This window comes from Pseudonocardia sp. EV170527-09 (assembly GCF_008369905.1).
Taxonomy (GTDB): Bacteria; Actinomycetota; Actinomycetes; order Mycobacteriales; family Pseudonocardiaceae; genus Pseudonocardia.
Genome location: NZ_VRMC01000097.1, coordinates 1 through 21394 on the forward strand (window position 1 = coordinate 1; position 21394 = coordinate 21394).

The 21394-nt window shown below is 73.4% G+C and carries 22 protein-coding genes and 1 tRNA gene; 15 read left to right on the plus strand and 8 right to left on the minus strand.

Going from position 1 to position 21394, the window contains the following annotated elements; all coding sequences use genetic code 11:
- The coding region (locus tag FVA95_RS23445; RefSeq protein WP_149662779.1) for an integrase core domain-containing protein at positions 1-170 on the plus strand (170 nt) is incomplete at its 5' end.
- A gap of 14 nt (positions 171-184) precedes the next feature.
- Complete coding sequence (gene rlmB / locus FVA95_RS23450; protein WP_043280415.1) at positions 185-1159, plus strand: 23S rRNA (guanosine(2251)-2'-O)-methyltransferase RlmB; 975 nt, start codon at positions 185-187, stop codon at positions 1157-1159.
- 91 nt (positions 1160-1250) lie between these two features.
- Here rlmB and FVA95_RS23455 read toward each other — a convergent pair whose 3' ends face one another.
- The 3 genes from FVA95_RS23455 to FVA95_RS23465 are packed head-to-tail and all read right to left on the minus strand — an operon-like array spanning position 1251 to position 3992.
- Positions 1251-2096, minus strand: coding sequence for a metal ABC transporter permease (locus tag FVA95_RS23455; RefSeq protein ID WP_149666089.1), 846 nt, complete (start codon positions 2094-2096; stop codon positions 1251-1253).
- An 8-nt stretch (positions 2097-2104) separates the two neighbouring features.
- On the minus strand, positions 2105-2944 hold the full coding sequence (locus tag FVA95_RS23460; RefSeq protein WP_149666073.1) for a metal ABC transporter ATP-binding protein: 840 nt from the start codon (positions 2942-2944) through the stop codon (positions 2105-2107).
- Between the two features lies 1 nt (position 2945).
- Positions 2946-3992, minus strand: coding sequence for a metal ABC transporter solute-binding protein, Zn/Mn family (locus tag FVA95_RS23465; RefSeq protein ID WP_149666074.1), 1047 nt, complete (start codon positions 3990-3992; stop codon positions 2946-2948).
- A 163-nt stretch (positions 3993-4155) separates the two neighbouring features.
- On the opposite strand from FVA95_RS23465, the gene FVA95_RS23470 reads away from it, so the two are divergent.
- The 3 genes from FVA95_RS23470 to FVA95_RS23480 all read left to right on the plus strand — a co-directional run bounded on the left by FVA95_RS23470 (position 4156) and on the right by FVA95_RS23480 (position 7638).
- The gene (locus tag FVA95_RS23470) at positions 4156-5259 is read left to right on the plus strand and encodes a LacI family DNA-binding transcriptional regulator (protein ID WP_149666075.1); all 1104 of its coding nucleotides are present in this window, start codon (positions 4156-4158) and stop codon (positions 5257-5259) included.
- Complete coding sequence (locus FVA95_RS23475; protein ID WP_149666076.1) at positions 5253-6095, plus strand: MOSC domain-containing protein; 843 nt, start codon at positions 5253-5255, stop codon at positions 6093-6095. The genes FVA95_RS23470 and FVA95_RS23475 overlap by 7 nt, the downstream gene beginning before the upstream one ends.
- A gap of 460 nt (positions 6096-6555) precedes the next feature.
- Positions 6556-7638: a transglycosylase domain-containing protein gene (locus FVA95_RS23480; RefSeq protein ID WP_149666077.1), complete on the plus strand. Its 1083-nt coding sequence runs from the start codon at positions 6556-6558 to the stop codon at positions 7636-7638.
- A 10-nt stretch (positions 7639-7648) separates the two neighbouring features.
- Here the strand turns inward: FVA95_RS23480 and otsB are convergent, their stop codons facing one another.
- The 3 genes from otsB to FVA95_RS23495 are packed head-to-tail and all read right to left on the minus strand — an operon-like array spanning position 7649 to position 11335.
- Positions 7649-8413 carry a trehalose-phosphatase gene (otsB, locus tag FVA95_RS23485; RefSeq protein ID WP_149666078.1) on the minus strand — a complete coding sequence of 255 codons (765 nt, stop codon included), beginning with the start codon at positions 8411-8413 and terminating at the stop codon, positions 7649-7651.
- On the minus strand, positions 8410-9828 hold the full coding sequence (locus FVA95_RS23490) for a trehalose-6-phosphate synthase (RefSeq protein ID WP_149666079.1): 1419 nt from the start codon (positions 9826-9828) through the stop codon (positions 8410-8412). The genes otsB and FVA95_RS23490 overlap by 4 nt, the downstream gene beginning before the upstream one ends.
- A gap of 34 nt (positions 9829-9862) precedes the next feature.
- On the minus strand, positions 9863-11335 hold the full coding sequence (locus FVA95_RS23495; protein ID WP_149666080.1) for a threonine/serine exporter ThrE family protein: 1473 nt from the start codon (positions 11333-11335) through the stop codon (positions 9863-9865).
- A gap of 136 nt (positions 11336-11471) precedes the next feature.
- On the opposite strand from FVA95_RS23495, the gene FVA95_RS23500 reads away from it, so the two are divergent.
- The 4 genes from FVA95_RS23500 to FVA95_RS23510 all read left to right on the plus strand — a co-directional run bounded on the left by FVA95_RS23500 (position 11472) and on the right by FVA95_RS23510 (position 14370).
- Positions 11472-11546, plus strand: a tRNA-Thr gene (locus FVA95_RS23500).
- Positions 11547-11635: 89 nt separating this feature from the next.
- Positions 11636-12394: a hypothetical protein gene (locus FVA95_RS32195; protein ID WP_205015956.1), complete on the plus strand. Its 759-nt coding sequence runs from the start codon at positions 11636-11638 to the stop codon at positions 12392-12394.
- Between the two features lie 9 nt (positions 12395-12403).
- Entirely contained in the window at positions 12404-13438 is a 1035-nt protein-coding gene (locus FVA95_RS32200; protein ID WP_205015957.1) for a tyrosine-type recombinase/integrase, read from the plus strand.
- A 20-nt stretch (positions 13439-13458) separates the two neighbouring features.
- On the plus strand, positions 13459-14370 hold the full coding sequence (locus tag FVA95_RS23510) for a phosphotransferase enzyme family protein (protein WP_205015958.1): 912 nt from the start codon (positions 13459-13461) through the stop codon (positions 14368-14370).
- Here FVA95_RS23510 and FVA95_RS23515 read toward each other — a convergent pair.
- Together FVA95_RS23515 and FVA95_RS23520 are read right to left on the minus strand one after the other, a co-directional pair.
- A complete protein-coding gene (locus tag FVA95_RS23515) occupies positions 14359-15753 on the minus strand; it encodes a hypothetical protein (RefSeq protein ID WP_205015959.1) in 1395 nt (464 codons plus the stop codon). The two genes, FVA95_RS23510 and FVA95_RS23515, sit on opposite strands and share 12 nt — an antisense overlap.
- 155 nt (positions 15754-15908) lie before the next feature.
- On the minus strand, positions 15909-16247 hold the full coding sequence (locus FVA95_RS23520; protein WP_149666083.1) for a winged helix-turn-helix domain-containing protein: 339 nt from the start codon (positions 16245-16247) through the stop codon (positions 15909-15911).
- Between the two features lie 128 nt (positions 16248-16375).
- Between FVA95_RS23520 and FVA95_RS23525 the strand changes: the two genes are divergently transcribed.
- The 6 genes from FVA95_RS23525 to FVA95_RS23550 all read left to right on the plus strand — a co-directional run bounded on the left by FVA95_RS23525 (position 16376) and on the right by FVA95_RS23550 (position 21366).
- Positions 16376-16597, plus strand: a complete 222-nt coding sequence (locus tag FVA95_RS23525) for a helix-turn-helix domain-containing protein (RefSeq protein ID WP_149666084.1) — start codon at positions 16376-16378, stop codon at positions 16595-16597.
- Positions 16597-16842 (plus strand): hypothetical protein, encoded by a 246-nt coding sequence (locus tag FVA95_RS23530; RefSeq protein WP_149666085.1) that lies wholly within the window; start codon positions 16597-16599, stop codon positions 16840-16842. The genes FVA95_RS23525 and FVA95_RS23530 overlap by 1 nt, the downstream gene beginning before the upstream one ends.
- Before the next feature lie 708 nt (positions 16843-17550).
- Positions 17551-17904 (plus strand): WhiB family transcriptional regulator, encoded by a 354-nt coding sequence (locus FVA95_RS23535; protein WP_149666090.1) that lies wholly within the window; start codon positions 17551-17553, stop codon positions 17902-17904.
- On the plus strand, positions 17901-18440 hold the full coding sequence (locus FVA95_RS23540) for a hypothetical protein (protein ID WP_149666086.1): 540 nt from the start codon (positions 17901-17903) through the stop codon (positions 18438-18440). Before FVA95_RS23535 ends, FVA95_RS23540 begins: the two co-directional genes overlap by 4 nt.
- Complete coding sequence (locus tag FVA95_RS23545) at positions 18440-20359, plus strand: type IV secretory system conjugative DNA transfer family protein (protein ID WP_149666087.1); 1920 nt, start codon at positions 18440-18442, stop codon at positions 20357-20359. Before FVA95_RS23540 ends, FVA95_RS23545 begins: the two co-directional genes overlap by 1 nt.
- A complete protein-coding gene (locus FVA95_RS23550; RefSeq protein ID WP_149666088.1) occupies positions 20356-21366 on the plus strand; it encodes a hypothetical protein in 1011 nt (336 codons plus the stop codon). Before FVA95_RS23545 ends, FVA95_RS23550 begins: the two co-directional genes overlap by 4 nt.
- Positions 21367-21394: the final 28 nt, after the last annotated feature.

The window sequence follows — 21394 nt, forward strand, 5'->3', positions numbered from 1 at the left end:
GGACCCTGGCCGACGGCTGGGCCTACGCCCGACTCTATGAGTCGACCCGCCAACGCAACGACGCCCTACCCGGCTGGCTGCACTTCTACAATCACCACCGCGCTCACTCCGCCATCGGCGGCCAGCCACCAGTCACCAGGCTGACCAACCTCCCTGGACATCACACTTAGGACTCGTAGAACTCATGGCAGGCAATTCCAAGCGCCGCGGTGCGATCCGCAAGGAAGGCACCAAGAAGGGCATGGTCGTCGGTTCCGGCGGTCAGGCCCGGCGCGCACTGAAGGGCAAGGGGCCGACCCCGCCCGCCGAGATGCGCCCCGGCCACCCGAAGGCGAGGGCGGCCGCGCGGCGTGCCGCCCAGGACCAGCAGCAGCGCCGACGCCCGGTCGCGGGCCGTCGCGGTGACGGGGAGACCCCGGAGACCGTGCTCGGGCGCAACCCGGTCGTCGAGTGCCTGCGGGCGGGCGTCCCGGCGACGGCGCTGCAGGTGGCCACCGGCATGTCCGCCGACGACCGGGTCACCGAGGCCGTCGCACTGGCGGCGGAGCGGGGCATCTCCATCCTGGAGGTGCCGCGCAACGACCTCGACCGGATCAGCGGCGGAGCGCTGCACCAGGGCCTCGCCCTGCAGGTGCCGCCGTACTCCTACGCCCACCCCGACGACGTGCTGGAGGCCGCGTCGCACTCCGGGCGCCCGGCACTGGCCGTCGCCCTGGACGGGGTGACCGACCCGCGCAACCTGGGTGCGGTTGTCCGGTCGGTGGGGGCGTTCGGTGGGCACGGCGTCGTCGTGCCGCAGCGGCGTGCCGCCGGCATGACCGCGGTCGCGTGGCGGACCTCGGCGGGCACCGCGGCCCGGGTCCCGGTCGCACGCGCCACGAACCTGACCCGCACCCTGCAGGAGTACGCCTCCGCCGGGCTGATGGTCGCGGGCCTGGCCGCCGACGGCGACGTCTCCCTCGACGACTTCGACCTGGCCACCGGGCCGCTGGTGATCGTCACCGGGTCGGAGGGCAAGGGACTGTCCCGGCTGGTCCGCGAGACCTGCGACGTGACCGTCTCGATCCCCCTGGCCGGCCGGGTGGAGTCGCTGAACGCCTCGGTCGCCACCGGTGTGGTGCTGGCCGAAGTGGCCCGCCGCCGTCGCACCCACCGCTGACCCGATCCCATGATCGCCGCGACGCGCGGTGATCCGCTCCCCGCGCGCGTCCGTACGCGCGCGAACAGCGGATCACCGCGCGCCGTGCGGATCAGGCGCGGACCGGGCCGCGGCCGCGCAGCCGGCCCACCAGGCGGCACAGCAGGTAGGCGACGAACCCGATGGTCGCCACGTAGGCCGAGATCGGCAGCCCCGGCGCCAGCGACAGGATCGTCCCGCCGACCAGCGCGACCTCCGCGATGACGATCGCGATGACGGTCGCCAGCAGCGGGTTCGCGGTGACCCGGTTCGCCGCGGCGCCGGGCACGATCAGCACCGACAGCACCAGGATCGCGCCGACGATCGGCACGGCCAGCGCCGTCACCAGCCCGATCAGCACGCTGAACACCAGGGTCAGCGCACGGACGGGCACGCCGCGCGCCACCGCGACGTCGGGGTCGGTGCTGGCGAACAGCAGCGGCCGGTAGAGCACCGCCAGCGTCGCGAGCACGACGGCCGCGACGACCCCCAGCACCCACAGGTTCTGCGGGTCGACCGAGACGATCGAGCCGGTGAGCAGGCCGAAGCGGTTGGAGGAGCGGCCGTCGTAGAGGGCCAGGAAGAGCACGCCCAGGCCGAGCCCGAACGCCATCACCACGCCGATCGCGGAGTCCCGCTCGCGTTGCCGCAGCCCCAGCACACCGAAGATCACCGCGGCGACGACGGCGCCCACCACCGCCCCCACCCCGACGGCGACGCCGAGCAGCAGCCCGGCCGCGGCGCCGGTGAAGGCCAGCTCGGCGGTGCCGTGCACGGCGAAGGCCATCCCGCGGCTGACGATCAGCGGGGCGAGCAGCCCGGCGACCAGACCGAGCACCGCGCAGGCGATGAGCGCGTTGCGGACGAACGGGTAGCCCAGCAGTGTGCCGGTGCCGGACAGATCGAGGATCCGGGCCAGGAACTCGGTCACGCGCCACCCCCGATCGCGGCGACGCCGTGCTCGGCGTGCTCGTCGCGGGTGACCGGCGAGTCGTCGGCCCCGACCACGACCAGCCGGTCCCGGACCCGCAGCACGTCGACGTCGGTGCGGTAGAGCCGCGACAGCGTCTCCGAGGTCATGACCTCGTCGGTGGTGCCGATCGAGAACCGGCCGTCGACGAGGTAGAGCACCCGGTCCACCAGCGGCAGCACCGGGTTGATCTCGTGGGTCACGAACAGCACCGCGGTGTCCGCTGCGCGGCGGCGCTCGTCGATCAGCCGGGTCACGATCCGCTGGTGGGACAGGTCCAGGCTGAGCAGGGGCTCGTCGCACAGCAGCACCGCCGGATCCCCGACGAGTGCCTGCGCGACCCGCAGCCGTTGCTGCTCGCCGCCGGACAGTCGCCCGACCGGGGCGTCGGCGTACCCGGTGCCGCCGACCTGGGACAGTGCGCGGTCGACCCGCTCGCGCCGCTCGCGTCGCCGCCCCAGGCCGAGGCCGAAGCGGTGCCCGTCGAGGCCGAGACCGACGAGGTCGCGCCCGCGCAGCGGCAGGTCCGGGTCGAGCGGCTGCTGCTGCGGGACGTAGCCGATCTCGGGGCTGCCGCGTCGCGGGGTGTGCCCACCGACGGTCACGGTGCCCTCGGACAGCGGGAGCAGCCCCAGCAGGACGCGCATCAGCGTCGTCTTGCCGGAGCCGTTCGGACCGAGGACGGCGACGAACTCGCCGGGTGCGACGTCCAGGTCGAGGCCGGACCACAGGGTCCGGTCCCCGAACCGGAGGCCTGCCCCGCGCAGCGACAGCGCGGACTGTTCCGGGAGCCCCATGTCAGCGGTTCAGCGCCGCGGACAGCTCGTCCAGGTTGGCGTTCATCCACTGCACCCAGTCGGTGGTGCCCGCGGGCAGGGTCTCCGACATCTGGATCACGGGGACGCCTCCCTTCTGGGCGGCGTCGCGGACCTGGTCGGTGGTCGGCGAGGTCGTCTGGCTGTTCAGGATCAGCGCGTCGACCGGCGGCTGGGCGGTGAACAGCCCCAGCATCTGCGCGACGACGGCGGCCGGTGGGTCGGTGCCCTCCTCGACGGCCGAGGAGAACTCCTGCGGGGTGGCGTTCGCGATCCCGGCGGCCTGCAGCAGGTAGTCGGGCACCGGCTCGGTGACGGCGACCCGGGCCCCCGGGTGCGCACGGCCGATCTCGGTGGCCTTCGACGTCAGCTGGGCGACACCGCCCTGGAGGGTCTCGGCGTTGGTGCGGAAGTACTCCGCGGCGCTCGGGTCGATCCGGCCGAGCTGGTCGGCGAGCTGCTCGGCGACCCGGCCGACCGCGGCCGGGTCGTACCAGACGTGCTCGTTGAACGAACCGTGCTCGTGCTCGTGCTCGGCGCCCGCGGCGGGCTCGGCCCCGGCCTCACCTGCGTGGTCGTGGTCGGCGCCGGTGGCCGGCTCGGCGTGGTCGTGGCCGTGGTCGTCCGCGGCGGCCTCCTGGGCCCCCTCGATGCCGGAGACCTCGACGGCGTCGATCAGCGGGGCCTGGTTGCCGGAGGCGGAGACGAGATCGGTCATGAAGGCGTCGTACCCGCCGCCGTTCATGAGCAGCAGCTGGGCCTCGCCGACGGTGGCCGCGTTCTGCGGGGTGGGCTCGTAGCCGTGCGGGTCGACGTCGGGGGAGCTGATGATCGACTGGACCTGGGCGTAGTTGCCGCCCACGGCGCGGGCGACGGCGCCCCAGGCGTCGGTGGAGGCGACGATCTTCACCTGCGGGGTGTCGGCGCTGGTGGGGGCGTCGACCTGGCCGGAGCCGCAGGCGGTCAGCCCCAGGGCGAGTGCGGCCAGCCCGGCCACGAGCGCGGCCGGGCGGAGCGGGGATCGGGACACGGACGGAACTCCCATCAACACATCGGCATACATTTATTGGAAATCATTCTCAGATTCACTCTACCGTTGCACGGCGCGCCGGGCCCGCGCCCGCCGTGTGATCCCGTCACGGCCGGTCGGGGCCGACTTTCACGTGCGTGACCGCGCCGCTACCGTTCGGGGAATGACCGGACCCCAGCACCCGCGGCGCCCGGCGACGCTGGCGTCGCTGGCCGCCGAGCTCGGGGTCTCGCGGACGACCGTGTCGAACGCCTACAACCGGCCCGACCAGCTGTCCGCGCCGCTGCGCGAGCGCGTCCTGGAGGCGGCCCGCCGGCTCGGCTACCCGGGCCCGGACCCGGTCGCCCGCTCACTGCGCACCCGACGCGCCGGTGCGGTCGGCCTGCTGCTCACCGAGGCGCTCAGCTACGCCTTCCGGGACCCGGGCGCCACCGGCTTCCTGGAGGGGCTCGCCCTGGCCTGCGAGAAGGCGGGCACCGGGCTGCTGCTGATCCCGGTCAGCCCGGAGCACTCCGACGTCGACGCGGTCTACCAGGCCGGGGTCGACGGGTTCGTCGTCTACTCGGTCAGCGAGGACGACCCGCACTTCCGGGCCGTCCTGCAGCGACCGGTGCCGACGGTGGTCTGCGACCAGCCCGCCGGGATCACCGGCGTGGACCGGGTCGGCGTCGACGACCGCGCCGGCACCCTCGCGCTCGGACGGCACCTCGTCGAGCTCGGCCACCGCCGCGTCGGCGTGCTCTGCATGCGCCTGTCGTCGCACCGGCACGACGGCCCGGCCGACATCGCACGCCAGGAGGGGAGCTCCTACGCCGTGCAGCGCGAGCGCCTCGCCGGGCTGCGCGCGGCGTTCACCGAGGCCGGTGTCGACTGGGCCGACGTCCCGGTCATCGAGCGGTTCGAGCACTCCCTCGACGCCGGCGCGGACGGTGCGGCCACCCTCCTGGCGTCCCACCCCGGCATCACCGCGCTGGTGTGCACCTCCGACATCCTCGCCCTCGGCGCGCTGCGCGAGGCCCGCGACCGCGGCGTGCGGGTCCCCGAGGACCTCTCGGTCGCCGGGTTCGACGGCGTGCCCGAGGCCGAGCGCCTCGGCCTGACCACGGTCCGCCAGCCGTTCCGGGAGAAGGGCCTCGAGGCCGGGCGGCTGCTGCTCGAGCGCGGCGACCGCCACGTCCCCGAGTACGTCACCCTCCCGACCGAGCTGATCGTCGGGTCGACCACCCGGGAACTGCGTCAGTCCGGGGAGTTCTTCTCCGGATGGTGAGTCTGTCCGGGCTGCGGCGCTACCCGGTGAAGTCCTGCCGGGGTGCCGAGGTGACGCGCGCCGTCGTCGAACGGGCCGGTCTCGCCGGGGACCGGCGGTGGATGCTCGTCCGCGACGACGGCGCCGTGGTCACCGCGCGCACCCATCCCCGGCTCGTGCTCGTCGCACCCACCCCCGCCGCCGACGGGCTCCGCCTGACCGGGCCGGGGATGCCGCCGCTGACCGTCCCGGTGCCCGACGGCGAGCCGCTCCCCGCCCGTGTGCACCGCTGGGACACCGCGGGCGTCCCGGCCGGCCCCGAGGCCGACGCCTGGTTCTCGGACCTGCTCGGCTCCTCGGTGCGGCTGCTCCACCTCGACGACCCGGCCCGGCGCCGTCCCGACCCGGACTTCTCCCACGACGACGACCGTGTCTCCTTCGCCGACGGCTACCCGCTGCTGCTCACCTCCGCCGCCTCGCTCGACGCGCTGAACGCACTGGTCGCCGAGGGCCGGCACGCGGCGGAGGCACCGCTGCCGATGACCCGGTTCCGGCCGAACGCCGTCGTCGAGGGCGCACCCGCGTGGGCCGAGGACGGCTGGCGGCGCATCCGGATCGGCGTCGCGGAGTTCCGGGTGGCGAAGGGCTGCGCCCGCTGCGTGCTCACCACCGTCGACCCGGGGACGGCGGCCAAGGGCCGCGAGCCGATGGCGACCCTGGCCCAGCACCGGCGGTTCGACGGCAAGGTGTGGTTCGGGGTCAACCTGATCCCGGACGACCCGGGCGCGGAGATCACCGTCGGCGACCCGGTCGAGGTGCTCGACGCCGTCGACCCGGCCTGCGGCCCCCCGCGCTGACCCGGACCGTCCACGGATCGTCCCGGCCCGTCGGTATCGTCGGGTTCGGGTCGCCCGTCCGGGTGGCCGGACCGGGAGAGGGGGCTGGGTTGAACGACGCCGGCCCGCCCCGACGCCCGCGCCGCGGCCCGCCGCACGGGCGTTCCGCCGTGCCGCCGGCCTCTCCGCCGGCCTCTCCGCCCGCCGCACCGCGCCCGCCGTCGGGTCCGCCGCGACCTGCCGGCCCGGACCCCGCGCGAGCCCCGGGACCGGGCGGCGCCCGGCCCGCCCCGTCGGACCAGCGCGGCCCGGGACGGGGCGGACCCCCGCGCGTCGCCGGCCGGGGTCCCGCCGCGCCGCCCGCGCCGCCGGCCCCGCCCGCCGGGCGTTCCGCGCCGCCTGCACCGCGCGTCGTCCCGCCCCGCCGCGGCCCGGCGTTCCCCCGGCCGCCCCACGGCCGGTCCCACCGGCCGACGACCGCGTGGACGCCGACCGGCGCCGGGACGAGCCGTCGCAGGCGCCGGAGGTGCTCCACCCCGCCCAGCGGCCCCTGCCCTCCCGCCGCGGCGTCCGCCGGAGCGGCCCGCCCCCGCGACGCGGAGCGGCGGTCCCGCAACCCCGGCCGGAGGTCGGCCGCCCCTCGCGCCGCCCGATCGGGCCGCAGGTCGCGGCGCTGCGGGAACGACTGCGCCGGCTGCGACCGCAGCGGCCACCCGGGACCCCACCGCCGTCGACCCGGGCCCGGCTGCGCAGGGTGCTGCGCTGGGCGCTGGTCGCCCAGACCGTCCCCCTGGTCCTGGTGCTGCTGTTCACACTGGTCAACCCGCCGTACACGATGTTCCGGCTGTGGAACTTCGGGCCGACCGTCGCGCAGTGGACCGACGCCGAGCACGTGTCGCGCAACTTCCTGGTCGTGGTGATGGGGCAGGAGGACCAGCAGTTCCCGGAGCGGACGCTCGCCGTCGACTACGGGATGCAGTGGGCGCGGGTCCAGGCGTACCTGGACGGCACCGACGACCCGTCCGGGTCGACGATCACCCAGCAGACCTCGAAGAACCTGTTCCTGTGGGCCGGTTGCTACCCGCCGCTCGAACCGCTCCGCAAGGCACTGGAGATCCCGCCGGCCGAGACGATGGAGATCGTCATGTCCAAGCGGCGGATCCTGGAGATCTACGTCAACGTCGCGCAGTTCGCGCCGCGCGTCTACGGCGTCTGCGCCGCGTCCTGGTACTACTTCGGCAAGTCCAGTCGCTCGCTCAGCGTCGACGAGTCCGCCCAGCTCGTCGGGCTGCTGCCGTCCCCGCTGCACGTCGAGCGCGCCCCCGGCGGCGGCATGCGCTTCCTCGGCGACGCCAACGGCAACGGCGTCGCCGACCCCGGCGAGCGCGGCTGGATCAGTGCGAAGGGCTACTGGCACGCCCGCGAGCGCGCCCCCCGCTGGTACGCCCAGATGGGCGGGCTCGCCGCGACCGAGGGCATCGGCATCGCGGGCAACGCCTCGGACCTGCCCGCGGCCGACGACCCGTGCCGCGAGCCCCCGGCCGCGCTGGCCGACCTCGACTGACCCGGCCCCGTCACGCCCCGGTGCGCAGCGCGGCGAGGCGTTGCAGGACCGCGGCCACCTCCTGCGGGTCCGCGACCCGGTACCGGGCCGCGGTGTCGCCGTCGCCGACCTTGATCCCGACGTCGCCGTCGCCGAGCACCCGGAACGCGGTCTCGTCGGTGACGTCGTCGCCGGCGAACAGCACCGCGTCGACGCCCAGCGCGGCCCGCAGCGCGTCGACCGCGGACCCCTTCGTCGTCTCGACGACCGCCAGGTCCAGCACGTCCTTGCCGGCGGTGGCGTCCACCCCGTCCCGGACCCAGTCGGCGCGGACCCGTTCCAGCAGTGCCGTCCCGGCGGCCGGGGCCATCCCGCGCACGTGCACCGCACCGCCTGCGGGCTTGGTCTCCAGCCGGGCCCCGGGCGTCCCGTCGACCACGGCCCGCAGGCCGGCGAGCAGCGTCGCGCGCCGCTGCTCCTGCTCGGCGGTGAGGAGGCCACCGCGGCCGAGCAACGCGCCGAGCTCGTCGTCGTACTCGGCGCCGTGGCTGCCCACCAGGCCGACCGGCGGGCCGAACCCGGAGACGGCGGCGAGGTCGTCGCGGCCACGCCCGGACAGCATCACCACGGTCGTGTCGTCGAGCGCGGCGAGGCGGCGGACGGCGTCGGCAGCGGACGGCAGCGGCCGGGACGCCGACGGGTCGTCGACCAGCGGGGCCAGCACGCCGTCGAAGTCGAGGGCGACGAGCAGCCGCGGCACCCGGGCGATGCGGGTCAGCGCGTCGTCGAGGCTCACTGCTCGACCCGGATCCCGAGCGCCTCCAGGAACGAGGTCGCCCAGCGGTCGACGTCGTGGTCGAGGACCTGTCTGCGCAGGGTGCGCATCCGCTTCCTGCCTTCCTCGGCGTTCATGGTCAGCGCCGCGTACAGCGCCTCCTTGACGCCGTCGGTGTCGTGCGGGTTCACCAGCAGGGCACTGGTCAGCTCGATCGCGGCGCCGGCGAACTCGGACAGCACGAGACAGCCGCCGTCGTCCGGGCGGCAGGCGACGTACTCCTTGGCGACGAGGTTCATGCCGTCGCGCAGCGGGGTCACGAGCATGACGTCGGCGGCCAGGAAGAACGCGGCCAGCTCCTCGCGCGGCAGCGAGCGGTGCAGGTAGTGCACCGCCGGGTGCCCGACACGGGCGAACTCGCCGTTGATCCGCCCGACGGCCTGCTCGATGTCGGCGCGCATCTGCTGGTAGTGCTCGACCCGCTCGCGCGACGGCGTCGCCAGCTGGATCATGACGGCGTCGTCCACGGTCACCCGCTGCTCCTCCAGGAGCTCGTGGAAGGCGCGCAGCCGGACGTCGATGCCCTTGGTGTAGTCGAGCCGGTCGACGCCCAGGACGATCTTGCGCGGGCTGCCCAGCTCCTCGCGGATCTGCGCGGCGCGCTTCTCCACCTCGGGGGTGCGGGCCAGCTCGTCGAGCCGGTGCGAGTCGATCGAGATCGGGAAGGCGCCGAGCCGGATGCGCCGGCCGCCGTGGCGGAGTACCTCGGGGTCTCGCTCGGAGACGGCCCCGGCGAGCTCCTGGGCGAGCCAGTGGAAGTTGCGGACGCCGCCGTCGGTGTGGAAGCCGACCAGGTCCGCGCCGAGCAGCCCTTCCATGATCCGGGTCCGCCACGGCAGCTGGCGGAACAGCTCGACCGGCGGGAACGGGATGTGGAGGAAGAAGCCGATCCGCAGGTCCGGGCGCAGCTCGCGCAGCTTCCCCGGGACGAGCTGGAGCTGGTAGTCCTGCACCCAGACCGTCGCGCCGTGCGCGGCGATCTTCGCGACCTCCTCGGCGAAGCGCTGGTTCACCGCGGTGTAGGCGCGCCACCAGTGCCGGTGGAACTGCGGCGGCGCGACGACGTCGTGGTAGAGCGGCCACAGCGTGCCGTTGGAGAAGCCCTCGTAGTAGTCGGTGACCTCGCTCGCGGTCAGCGTCACCGGGAACAGCGACAGGCCGTCCTCGGCGAAGGGCTCGACCTCGGCGTCGGCGACGCCGGGCCAGCCGACCCAGGCGCCCTCCCGGGCCCGCAGGGTCGGCTCCAGCGCCGTGACCAGGCCGCCCGGGCTGCGTCGCCAGGTGGTGCTGCCGTCCGGGTGCCGCTCCAGGTCCACGGGGAGCCTGTTGGCCACCACCACCAGATCCGCCGCCGACACCGGTTCCCCTGTGGACACAAGCCCTCCTCGACGCTCGACCCTGGCGCCGACCCTACTTCGGATCGGCGCCGTCGGCCGTGCCGTCCGACACCGGGGAGCCGACGGCCGCTCCGCCGGTGGGTGAGTTCTCGGCCCCGCCTGGCCGGTCCTCGGGGCGGCGGCGCGGGCTGGCCACGAACTGCCCCAGGGCGACGCCTGCGGCCAGCGCCAGCCCGACGGCCAGCGCGATCGTGATCGTCACCAGTCCCTCGGACGGCCCCTCGATCGCCAGCTGGTAGAAGCCTCGGTAGGCGGCCAGACCGGGCAGCAGCGGTGTGACCCCGGCGAGGGTGACGACCATCGGCGGGGTCTGGGTGCCCCGGCGCAGCAGGCCCGCCGCCAGGCCGACGACGAGCGCCGCGGCCCCGGTCGCCGGTACCTGTCCGAGCCCGGCGTTCTGCGTGAGCAGGCCGTAGACGAGCCAGCTCGACGCGCCGACCGCGCCCGCGATCGGCAACGACCGCAGTGGCGCGTATCCGGCGAGCGCGTAGAACGCCGCCGCCAGCGCACCGGAGACCAGTGACAGCCCGAACTGGCCGGGACCGGACGGCAGGTCCCCGGACACCTCGATCTGGGTGCCCATCGCGAGCCCCAGCTGCAGCCCCAGCACGACGCCGGTCAGCAGCCCCGCCGACAGCAACGAGATCTCCACCATGCGCGCGGCCGCGGTCAGGTAGTAGCCGGTCAGCGCGTCCTGCACGGTCGAGACCACACTCAGCCCGGACAGCAGCACCGTGATCCCCGCCGCGACGACGTAGGACGCCCGGGTGCCCGGCGGGAACACCTCCAGCTGCACCAGGGCCACCGTCGAGGCGGTGACGAGGAACCCGCCGACCACCTGCTGGAAGAACGCCGCGACCCCGCGCCGCGCCAGCACCCGGCCGATCCGGTCGATGATCGCGGTGGTGACGAACGCCGTCGTCGCGGTCAGCGGGCCGCCGCCGAGCAACAGGGCGATCGACGCGGCCAGCGCGGCCCAGCCGAACGTCGCCACCCAGCGCGGGTACGGGTGCGGATGCCGCACCACCTCCGACACCTTCGACGACGCCGCCCGCACGTCGAGCCGCCCCGCCTCGACCTCGCGGATGATCTCCTCGGTCTCGGCCAGCCGGGAGAGGTCCAGCGTCCGGTAGCGGACCAGCCGCATCGTCGTCACCGGCTGCGCGGCGTTGCCCCGGTGGCAGCACATGGTGATCGAGGTGAACGTGATGTCCACGTCGACGGCGGGCAGACCCGCCAGGTTGGCCAGCCGCAGCATGGTCGCCGTGACCTCGTCGACCGACTCGCCGGAGGACAGCGCGATCTCACCGATCCGCATGCAGAGGTCCAGGACCTCCTGCACGCGGGCGTCGTCGGGGACCTGCGGGCCGAGCATGAGCATCGGCACCGTCGACGGACCCGGGGTGAGCAGCCGTCTCGCGTCACGCCGCAGCGCGCCGCGCAACCGCCGTGCGAACCGGTCGGCCGGCGGCGTCTCCTCGGCCACGGGTCCCTCCCTCCGTCGGTGCTGTCCGCACCAGGCTAGGGGCGGGCCGACGGCGCCCTGCCCGGCCCCACACCCGGCGTCGGCCGGGCGGGCGGGAGGGTCGTGACGGTGCCGGGGCGTTAGGCTGTGGTCCCTCGCCGGTGTAGCTCAGTGGTAGAGCAACCGCCTTGTAAGCGGTAGGTCGTCGGTTCGATCCCGACCTCCGGCTCCAGCTCTGACCAGGGAACTCTCCTGGGAAGTCCTCGATCGAACTTCTCGCGTGACCCCTCGTGTGACCCACTGAGCACCTATCATGACCCGGTGCCGGCCTCTCGCGACCAGCCCAAACGGAGCCTCCGGGGTGCGATCGACGTCCTACCCAGCGGCGCGCGACGGGTGCGCGTGCACGCCGGCACCGACCCGGTCACCAAGAAGAAGCACCGGTTGGTGGAGGTCGTACCGGCGGGGCCCGACGTCGAGGCGAGAGCCGAGGCCGTACGCGCCTGCCTGGTCCAGGAGGTCGCGGAGCGCCGGAACCCGCGGACCGCGGCGACGATCGAGCAGCTCCTCGACCGCTACCTCGAACAGTTCGACGGTGCCGCGAGCACTCGGACGCTGTACCGCGGGTACGTGAGGAACCACGTTCTCCCCCTGCTCGGCACGGTGAAGGTGGCGCAGCTCGATCCCGAGACCCTCGACTCCTACTACGCCGAGCTCCGCCGGTGCCGGGATCACTGCGACGGGTCCCGTCGGACCGACCACCGGACGAGGAGCCCGCACGACTGCGACGCCCGGTGCGGACCGCACCGATGCCGTCCATTGTCCGCCTCGACGGTCCGGCACATCCACTTCATCCTGTCCGGCGCGTTCCGCAAGGCCGTCCGGTGGCGCTGGATCGTGACGAGCCCGCTCAGCCAGGCCGAGCCACCGCCCGCGACGAAACCGAATCCACAGCCGCCGAGTGCGACCCAGGCCGCTGCCATCGTCACGGCGGCGTGGGAGGACCCGGACTGGGGTGCGCTCGTCTGGTCGGCGATGACGACCGGTGCCCGTCGCGGGGAGCTGTGCGCCGTCCGTTAGCCCGAGGCCGTGCTCGACGAGGGTCGGGAGACGTTGTGGCTCCGCCGGGCCATTGTGAAGAACGACGACGGGAGGCCTGTCGAGGGCGACCTGAAGACCCACCAGCAGCGCCGGATCGCGCTGGACCCGGAGACCGCTGAGGTCCTGCGGGAGCACCGTCGGCGTTACGAGCGCCGGGCCGAGTCGCTGGGACTGGCCCCGAACCCCGAGGGGTTCGTGTTCGGCCGCTCGCCGGACGGCACGGACTTCGCCCTGCCCGACAGCGTGACGCAACGCTACGAGCGGCTGGCGAAGCGGCTCGGGATCAAGACGACCTTCCACAAGCTGCGGCACTACTCCGCAACCGAGCTGATCGTCGCGGGTGTCGACCTGCGGACGGTCGCCGGTCGGCTCGGCCACGGCAGCGGCGGCGTGACCACGCTACGGACCTACACGGCGTGGGTCTCCGAAGCCGACCAGCGGGCGGCTGTCGGGATCGGGGCCGGGATGCCGGCCCGACCGGCCGAAGGTGAACCGGCTGTCCGGACGCCGCGCCACCCGTACGAGGTCGTCGCCGCTGCTGTTGTTGGGCGAATCGAGTCGGGGGAGCGGTCGGCCGGCGAGCTGATTCCGACTGCGGAAGAGCTGGCGGCCGAGCACGGGGTATCGCTGTCCACCGCACGACGGGCAGTCGGGGTGCTGCGGGCCGCCGGTCTCCTCGTCGAGGGAACGGGCCGGCCTCGGGTGGCTGCGCAACCGGCGCAGAAATCCCGGCCGACGCCGACGCCGACGTCCGAGGCGGCCCCACCGCCGATCGCTCCTGCGCCTCCCGGGGCGTACTGGAGGATCACGGTCCGAGGTCCGGACGGACGGCGATGGCCACCCCGGGTCGTCGCTGGCAGCGTGTCCGACCTCGGCAGCTTCCGGGAACACCTCATCGGCATCGCCAGGATCGAGGATCCCGACCACACCGACGCGGGGGAGGCATGGGTCGGGGGTTACGAGCTAGAGGTCGCGCCGGTCGACCCGTCCTCTCCTGTCGCTCCGATGACGCTGCGGTGGTAGTTCCTCCGTACGGTTGTCGCGTGGCCGGTGCACCCAGTTCCACGACCTTCGGGCGCGATTCGACACTGCCCGTCCTGCATGAGGCGTGCCGTCGCGCCGGACTCAGCGGTGACGGAGCTGAGCTGCTCCGGCTCGGAGAAAACGCGATCTATCGGTTAGAAGCGAACCCGGTCGTCGTCCGTATTGCACGCTCGCCCGAGCGTCGGACGGATGCCGTCAAGGAGGTACAGGTCTCTCGGTGGCTCGCCGAGGAGGACGTTCGTGCTACACGACTCGCACAGGTCGCAGATCAGCCATTCGAGGTCGACGGCCACCCCGTGACCTTCTGGGAGTTCATCGACGGTCGGAGGGGTCGCCCCGGCGATGTACGGCAGCTCGGCCGGCTGCTTCGCAGTGTCCACGGCCTGCCATCATCGGGACCAGTCGACCTGCCCGAGTTCGACCCCCTCGCCCGGGTGGTCGGCCGCATCGATCGCGCCCCGATCCCAGACGGGGATCGCCGGGATCTCCGCCGGGCGCTCGCCAGTGCTGTGGCCGAGCTGGCCGGCCTGCGATTCCCCCTGGAGCGGTGCGTGCTGCACGGCGATGCCCACGTGCAGAACCTGATGGTTCCCGCGGACGGGATTCCGGTCCTAATCGACTTGGAGAATGTCGGGATCGGCCAACCGGAGTGGGACCTGGCAGTCACTGCGACGGAGTACCTCGTGGCTGGCTTCTGGACCGACGCGCAGTACGCCGATTTCGTCGAGGGCTACGGGTTCGACGTCACCGAGTGGACGGGGTTCGAGAGCCTGCGGCAGGTGCAGGCGATCAAGATGACTACGTGGCTGATGCAGAACGTCAACGAGTCTGAGGAGATCCGGGACGAGTACGAACGGCGCATGCGCTCGATCCGGGACGGCGTCGCCCGTAGGGACTGGTCACCGTTCTGAAGCGGGCCGACCAGTGTCGTGCAGCAGGGGATCGGTGAAGACAGTCAGTTCAACGGTCCGCGCATCGCGCGGGTGCGCAGCAACGACTTCGCTCACGAAGTCGGCGACGTAGCGCCGGTATCTGCTCGACTGCAAGGGGCCGGCCAGCTCGACGGCCTGCCGCGCGATCTCCACCGCCTCGTCGAGTGAGCCACCTCGGAGGGCCCCTGACGCTGACACCATGTTGATGAACGCGCGGGTCCGGGGCGGGGTCTCCGGAGCAGCGACGGCCAGGCCTGCGAACTGGCGTGTCTCCTCCGACTTTCCGAGGTCGCGGAAGCAGTGGGCGGCCTCGCCTGCCAGCTCGGCAGCGTCGAAGTAGCTGATCCAAGCCGGATCGTGAGACGCGCCGTCCTGCTGCAGCGATGCCTCGGCGCGTGCGAGCGCGCGGGCCGCGCCCTGCTCGTCGGCCAGCGAGGCCAGCGCGCGAGCCTCCATCGCGTGCAGCAGCGCGAGCGTGGCGGGCGCGGGGATGCGTTCGCTCGTCGAGATGGCGGCGCGGGCGAGCTGTACGGCGTCCTTGAAGTGCCCGAGGTAGTTCGCCTGGTGGCTGAGGTTGGACAGCAGACGCGCGCCCAGGAGGACATCGTCGGCGTCCTTGGCGAGGCGCAGGCCGTAGACGAGGTACCGCTGTGCGGCTGCGTGGCGTCCGGAGTCGTAGGCGGTCCATCCGAGCAGCTGCGCCAGCTCGGCGGTCGCCGACAGCACGTCGCGGCGTTGCGGGCCGCGGGGGAGCGCCCGAAGGAGTGGCAGCACCTGGCTGCGGAAGTAGAACAGCAGCAGCTCGCGCGTGTGCCCGCCGCCGAGCTGGAAGTCCAGGTCCATGAGCCGCGCGGTAGTCAGACGGATCGCCTCGGCGTCCAGCGGCGCGCCGGCCTCGGTCACGCTCCCCGGCTCGCTGCCGCCGCCGAACAGGTATCCGGTGATGATCGACGGAACGGCCAGTCGGTCCCAGGCGCCTGCCTCGGGGCTCAGCGCGCCGTTGGCATCCGCGTCCGCGACGGCTGCGAGTTCGGACGTCGCGGCAGGCGCGTCATCGGGGTAGGTCACCGGAGCGCCGGTCACCACGAGGTGGGGCGCGGAGACCATCTCCGCAGTGAAGCCGAGCCCCGCCGGAGTGACGGTCCGGCCCAGCTTCTCCGACAGGCCCGCGGCAATGAACCGGGCAGTCTCCGGCTTGGGCTGCGTTCCATCGAGCCATCGCTTGACGGCGACATGATCGGCCGAGCTGTGTGAACCGGCCGCTTCGGCCAGCGTTCGGACCCGCCTCGCCAGACCTGTGTTGCTCATTCGCGCCTCGGCCATCGCCCGCGCGAGAGCGTCGTTCGGAACGGTCTTGCCCACGAGCTCCACCCACCTCGCCGGGGACCGGTGCATGGCTCCGTGCACCCCCTGTGCACGGATGCACCCCGTGAGCACACTGTAGACGCGCCGTCGCTCCCTGTTTCCTTGTTTGCATGAAGAGCAAACACAGAGCAGCGAGTGACTCGCAGGCAGCCTCAGCTCCTGACGTCGCCCACCTGCTGCTCCAGACGCGCAACGCGGTCCTGGAGGTCGCGGACCAGAGCCATGATGTCCTCTGCGCCGGCGCCCGACGACGGAACCTCGTCGGGTGTGGCCGTCACGTAGACGGCCTTGCCCGGTTGGCCGCGGACGATGCCCTCCTGGCGAAGTTCGCGAACAGCAGCGCGCACAACCGTCGTCGAGACCTCGTGCGAGCGGACGAGCTGCGAGGTCGAGGGCAGCTCACTGCCCACCGGGTAGGTGCCCGAGCGGATCGCGCGGCGTAGGTCGTCGGCCACCTGTAGGTACTTCGGCCTGCTGGTCTGCTCGGTCATCGGTCTCCTCCTGCGGAGAGCATAGTCAGCCCACGGCTGACTACAGCGCGAGCGGTAGGCCGAGAACAGACCTTGTGCACCATGTGCGCATAGCACATACTGTGCGAACCAAGTGAACGGGAGAAGCAATGTCGATCAGTGAGATGCCAGCTCAGGCACCGACCTTCTACGACGTCCAGGAGGTCGCCGTGATGCTGAAGATGTCGCGGATGACCGTGTACCGGGCGATCTCGTCCGGCGAGCTGCGGGCCGTGCGGGTCCGGGGCCGTCTGCTCATCCCGGCACAGGTGATTGCCTCGCTCGTCGAGGCCGCCGTCGCCGGGACCGACGAGACGCAGGGGCATATCTGATGGGCGGCGTCGGTGTGGTTCTGCTGGTTCTGGTCGCAGGGGCGGTGATCTGCGCGAAGGCGCGGTCGGCCGGGGGTGCGGCGCTGTTCTCGGTGGTGGCGGCGGTGGTGTTCATCGCGACGCCGGTCGGTCAGGGCGTGCCGGGTGCGATCGCGACGTTCGTGTCGGCGTTCGACCAGGCGGCGACGCCGGCCCTGAACCAGCAGTCGAACGAGTCCACCTCGACCGAGGCCGGCACCCGATGACGGCCACCGCGCAGCCGACCGGCTCGGTGTGGTCGGTGGAGCTGTCCGACCTGGTGTGCCCGGGTTGCGGTGGCTCGGTCGTTGATGCTCCGCCGTCGGGCTGGAGCGCCCGTGCGGGCCGGTCGCCGGATTTCTCGCACCCGGATGGTTCGGTGCTGTGTCCTGACTCGTCGGGGCGGGTGCCGGAGCCGGTCGAGGCCCGCGGGGTGGCGCGGTGAGCGCGCGGCCGGCGGCGGAGTGGACGGTCCCGGCGCGGGGCGCGGGGCCCGGGGACCTGGATGTGCGGCTGCTGCGTCCTGCGGGCCGGACGGGCCTGTTGCAGGTCGTTGTGGATCACGATGCGCCGTCTTCGGGTCGGTGCCCGGGGTGTGGCTGGCCGGTGGTGGTGCGGCGGCGGGATTGCCCGTCGCGGGTGGTCGCTCTGTGTCTGCTGGAGAACAAGCCGCTCCCGGTTCGGCTGGGGCACCTGGTCGAGGTTGTGCCCGGTGCGCGTGTGGGACGGGACACGGCGGCGGATCGGGACCGGGTGCGCGAGGAGTCCGACGCGCTGCCGGGGTTGTTCCCGGCGCCGGCGCGGGCGTCGGAACGAGGAGGTAGCGCGCGGTGAGCGCGACGAGCACGGACGAGTTGGGACGGCCCGGCGACGGGATCTTGGCGGACACACGACGCCGGGCCGCTCTCACCACCACGCAGGAGGAGGCAGGAGAGATGACGAGCGTAGTGGGCCGAGCAGAGCCCGGCGAGCGCCGCGACTGGCGCAGCGAGGGTGCGTGCCTGGTTGTGGATCCCGAGCTGTTCTTTCCGGCTGCCGAGGCCGGTCCGGCCCGGGATCGGGCCGAGGCAACGGCGAAGGCGGTGTGCGCTGGGTGCACCGTGCGCGCGCGGTGCTTGGCCTGGGCGGTCGATGCGTTGCCGTTCGGGGTCGCAGGTGGACTGAGCGAGGCGGAGCGAGCTGGGCTGCGCCACCGCCCGCGTGGCGGCGTCGGACGGGCACCGGTCACGCCGGAGCCGGTTCGCCGTACGGCCGCGACTCAGCGGCGGGTCGCTGGGGGTGCGCGGTGAGTCGGGAGCTGGACGAGCAGGTGGCGGGGTTCGTGTCCCGGGTTCGCTCGATGGTCTGGGCCGGTGCTGTCGAGGCGTTCGGCGCGACCCGCCTGGAGGACCCGATCGAGGGCTACCGGCTGTTGACCCGCTCGCGCCTGGACGACCCGCTGGCTGGGCTGCGGTCGGCGCTGCTGGTGCGCAATGTTGCCGCGGGGCGGCTGATCGAGTTCGCCGATGCCGCGCGGGCGGCGGGCCGGTCGTGGGACGAGATCGGCGCTGCGCTCGACCTCGTCGCCGACGGTGAGGGTCGGTCGCGGGCGGAGGTGGCGTTCGAGTGGCTGGTCGAGGGCCGGGTGCCGCAGGCGCCGGACCGGTGGCCCTCGTTCCATGCCCCGACGACGTCGTGGGACTGCGCGACCTGCGGGCAGCGGGTGACCGACCGCGGCCCCTACGAGTCGCATCCGGTCGACAACGAGGACGGCCATCGCGAGGACTGCGTCCGCCGCCGCGCTGATGTCGCGGCGTGGGTGGCCCGGGCCGGGTGGGTGGACTGATGGTGCTTGCGCTTCTTGCGACCGTCGGTACGACGGCGCTGTTCCTGGTCGGGTTCGCGGTTCTGGCTGCGGTGCTGTGGGCGCGTGGCGCCCGGCTGCTCGCGGTCGGGGCGGGGCTGCTTGCTGCGTTGCCGGCGGCAACGCTGTTGCAGACGCTGGCGTGGCCGGCGCTGCTGGTCGCCGGACTGTTGGTGGTGGCGGTCGTGTGGCACCGCTGGTCGCGGTCGTCGGCGACGATCTCGCGGTGGGCGGCCCGCACCCGGCGTCGCGCCGGGGTCGCTTCGTCGTTGGACATTGTCCGTCACGCCGGCACGTTGGCGATCCGGCGCAAGGCGCCTACGGTGCGTCCGTCGCTGGCCGGGCTGTCGCGGTGGGAGCGGCTGCGCCTGCCTTCCGCCGCTACGGGCACCGAGTTGTGCCGGGCCGGGGGGCTGCGGGTGTGGACCTCGACCGAGGACGTGGTGATCGTCGTCGGTGGCCCGCGCACCGGTAAGACCGGCTGGCTAGCCGGACGGGTCCTGGACGCCCCGGGCGCGGCGCTGGTGACCTCGACCCGCACGGACCTGCTGGAGCTGTGTTCTCCGCTGCGTGCAGCGGGTGGTCCGGTGTTGGTGTTCAACCCGGCCGGGCTCGGGGGCCGGGCGTCGACGATCACGTTCGACCCCCTGACCGGGTGCACGGACCCTGTGACTGCGACGGAGCGGGCGACGGACATGATCGCCGCGGTCTCGCGCGGGTCGGGTGGGGATCGGGAGTTCTGGGACGGTCAGGCCCGCCGCGTCCTCGCCGCCCTGCTGCACGCCGCGGCGCTCGGGGGCCGGCGGATGGCCGATGTCCTGGGGTGGGTCGCTGACCCCGATATGGCTGGCCGGGATGTGCCGGCGTTGTTGCGGCGGTCGGGGGTGCAGGCGTTCGAGCAGGACGCGATGCAGTTCATCTCCACCAACGACCGCACCCGTTCCTCGATCACCTCGTCGGTGATGCCGGCGCTGGGCTGGCTGACCCATCCCGCGGCCGCGGCGGCGGCTGAGCCGGGGACCGGGTTCGACGTGGCCCGGCTGCTGGCCGAGCGGGCCACGGTGTTCCTCCTCGGCGCCGAGGAGGCCCAGACCGCGCCCCTGGTCTGCGCCCTGACCGGGCACATCGCCCGTGAGGCCCGCCGTTTGGCCGCGCATGAGCCCATGGGACGGCTGGACCCGCCGCTGGGCCTGTTCTTGGACGAGGCTGCCCTGATCTCCCCGGTCCCTCTGGAGTCGTGGACGGCGGATATGGGTGGTCGCGGGGTGAACATCGTCGCGGCGTTCCAGTCTCGCGCGCAGATGCTCGCCCGCTGGGGGGAACACGGGGCGGCGACGATCCTGAACAACACCGCCGGTCTGATGATCTTCGGTGGGACCCGGGACAAGGCCGACCTGGAGTTCTGGTCCACCCTCGCCGGCGACCGTGACGAGCGCGTCGCGACGACTGATGAGCGGGGGAAGGTCACCTCCCGCAGCGTGCGGAAGATCCCGGTGCTTGCGCCGGCGCAGATCGCGAACCTGCCCGCCGGGCGGGTGGTGGTGATCCGCCGCGGGATCGCCCCGGTGATTGGGCGGGCGCGGATGGCGTGGAAGCGCCGTGACGTCCGCCGCCGTGCCCGGCTGCTGGCGCGGATCGAGGCCGAGACCCGCTGGCGTCGGCGCACCGACCGGGCCGCGACGTGGCGCGATCACCAGATCGAGCGCGCCCTGGCGGTGCTGGCGCGGCGGTGGCCGGCCCGGTTCGGTCCGGCCGCGAGCCGGGTGGCGGAGGCGAACGCGATGTTCGCCGAGCTGCGCCGCATCCACACCGACGCCTCGTCCGAGGCTGGGCCCGCCGTCGCGGCGTTGCCTGCCGGCCGCTCCAACGCCGAGGACCTCGCGGGTGGTGAGCCGCGATGACCCGCCGCTCCCACCCCGCCCACGACTTCCAGGAGAACACCATGACCGAACATCACGACAGCAGTACCGCGGACCGGCCTGTGCGTGGGTTGGAGTTCGACCCGAGCGTGGTTGAGGGCGTCGACTACTGGGCCCCCCAGTACCTCGACGACCTCGCCGCCGGCCACGCCCCGACCGCTCGCCCGGCCCGCTACCGCCTGATGGGCCCGGCCGAGGCGGTCCAGGTGCTGGCCGCTGGCCTGCCCGGCGGGCAGACCGATGCGCGGGAGATGCTGGGTCAGTACCTGCAGGAGAACACTGGGGTGCACGGCCGCCCGGACGGTGGCTGGTGCGTCGACGCCGACGACCTGGCCGAGATCCGCGCCCGCTTCTCCTGGGTCGACACCGCGGGCGGGGAGACCCTGGCCGCCGCCCGGGAACGGGCCGAACACTGCGCGGTCAAGGCGGTGCGGGCGGCGGCCGGAACGTCGGCGATCACCGACCACGATGCCCTGGCCCGGCACATGGACGACGCCGAGATGTGGGGCTACCGCGCCGGCCGGGCGAGTGAGCGCGAGCTGTCCGCGGTCGAAGGCTGCGCCTCGGTTCAGCGCTACGTGACCCTGGGTCGGGAGGGCCGGGAGCTGTCCCACCGCGACGCCACCGCCGCGGCGCAGGCTCGCACCGACCAGCCCAGGACCGACGACCAACCCGACACCCACGACCCGGGCGACGGCCAGGACAGCGACCAGGGGGACGACGACCGCCGCGGGGACCTCGTCGCGCAGACGCGCCCCGACGACGCCGGTGACCGTGAGCGGGCCCTGGCCGAAGGCCCGGGGGCGTTCGCCGGGGGCCTGTGGTTCACCCCCGACCCGGACACCGCGGGTGGGGTCCGGCCGCTGACCGAGGCCGAGCTGCACCGCTTCTCCGGGCTCGTGCGCACCTCACAAGCCGAGGTTCTCGCTGAGGAACACGTCTGTCAACGGCGGGTTGGGAGTAACCCCGTAACGACGGATTGGGACTGACCCCCTTGTCGGGTGTTCAGTCGTTGCT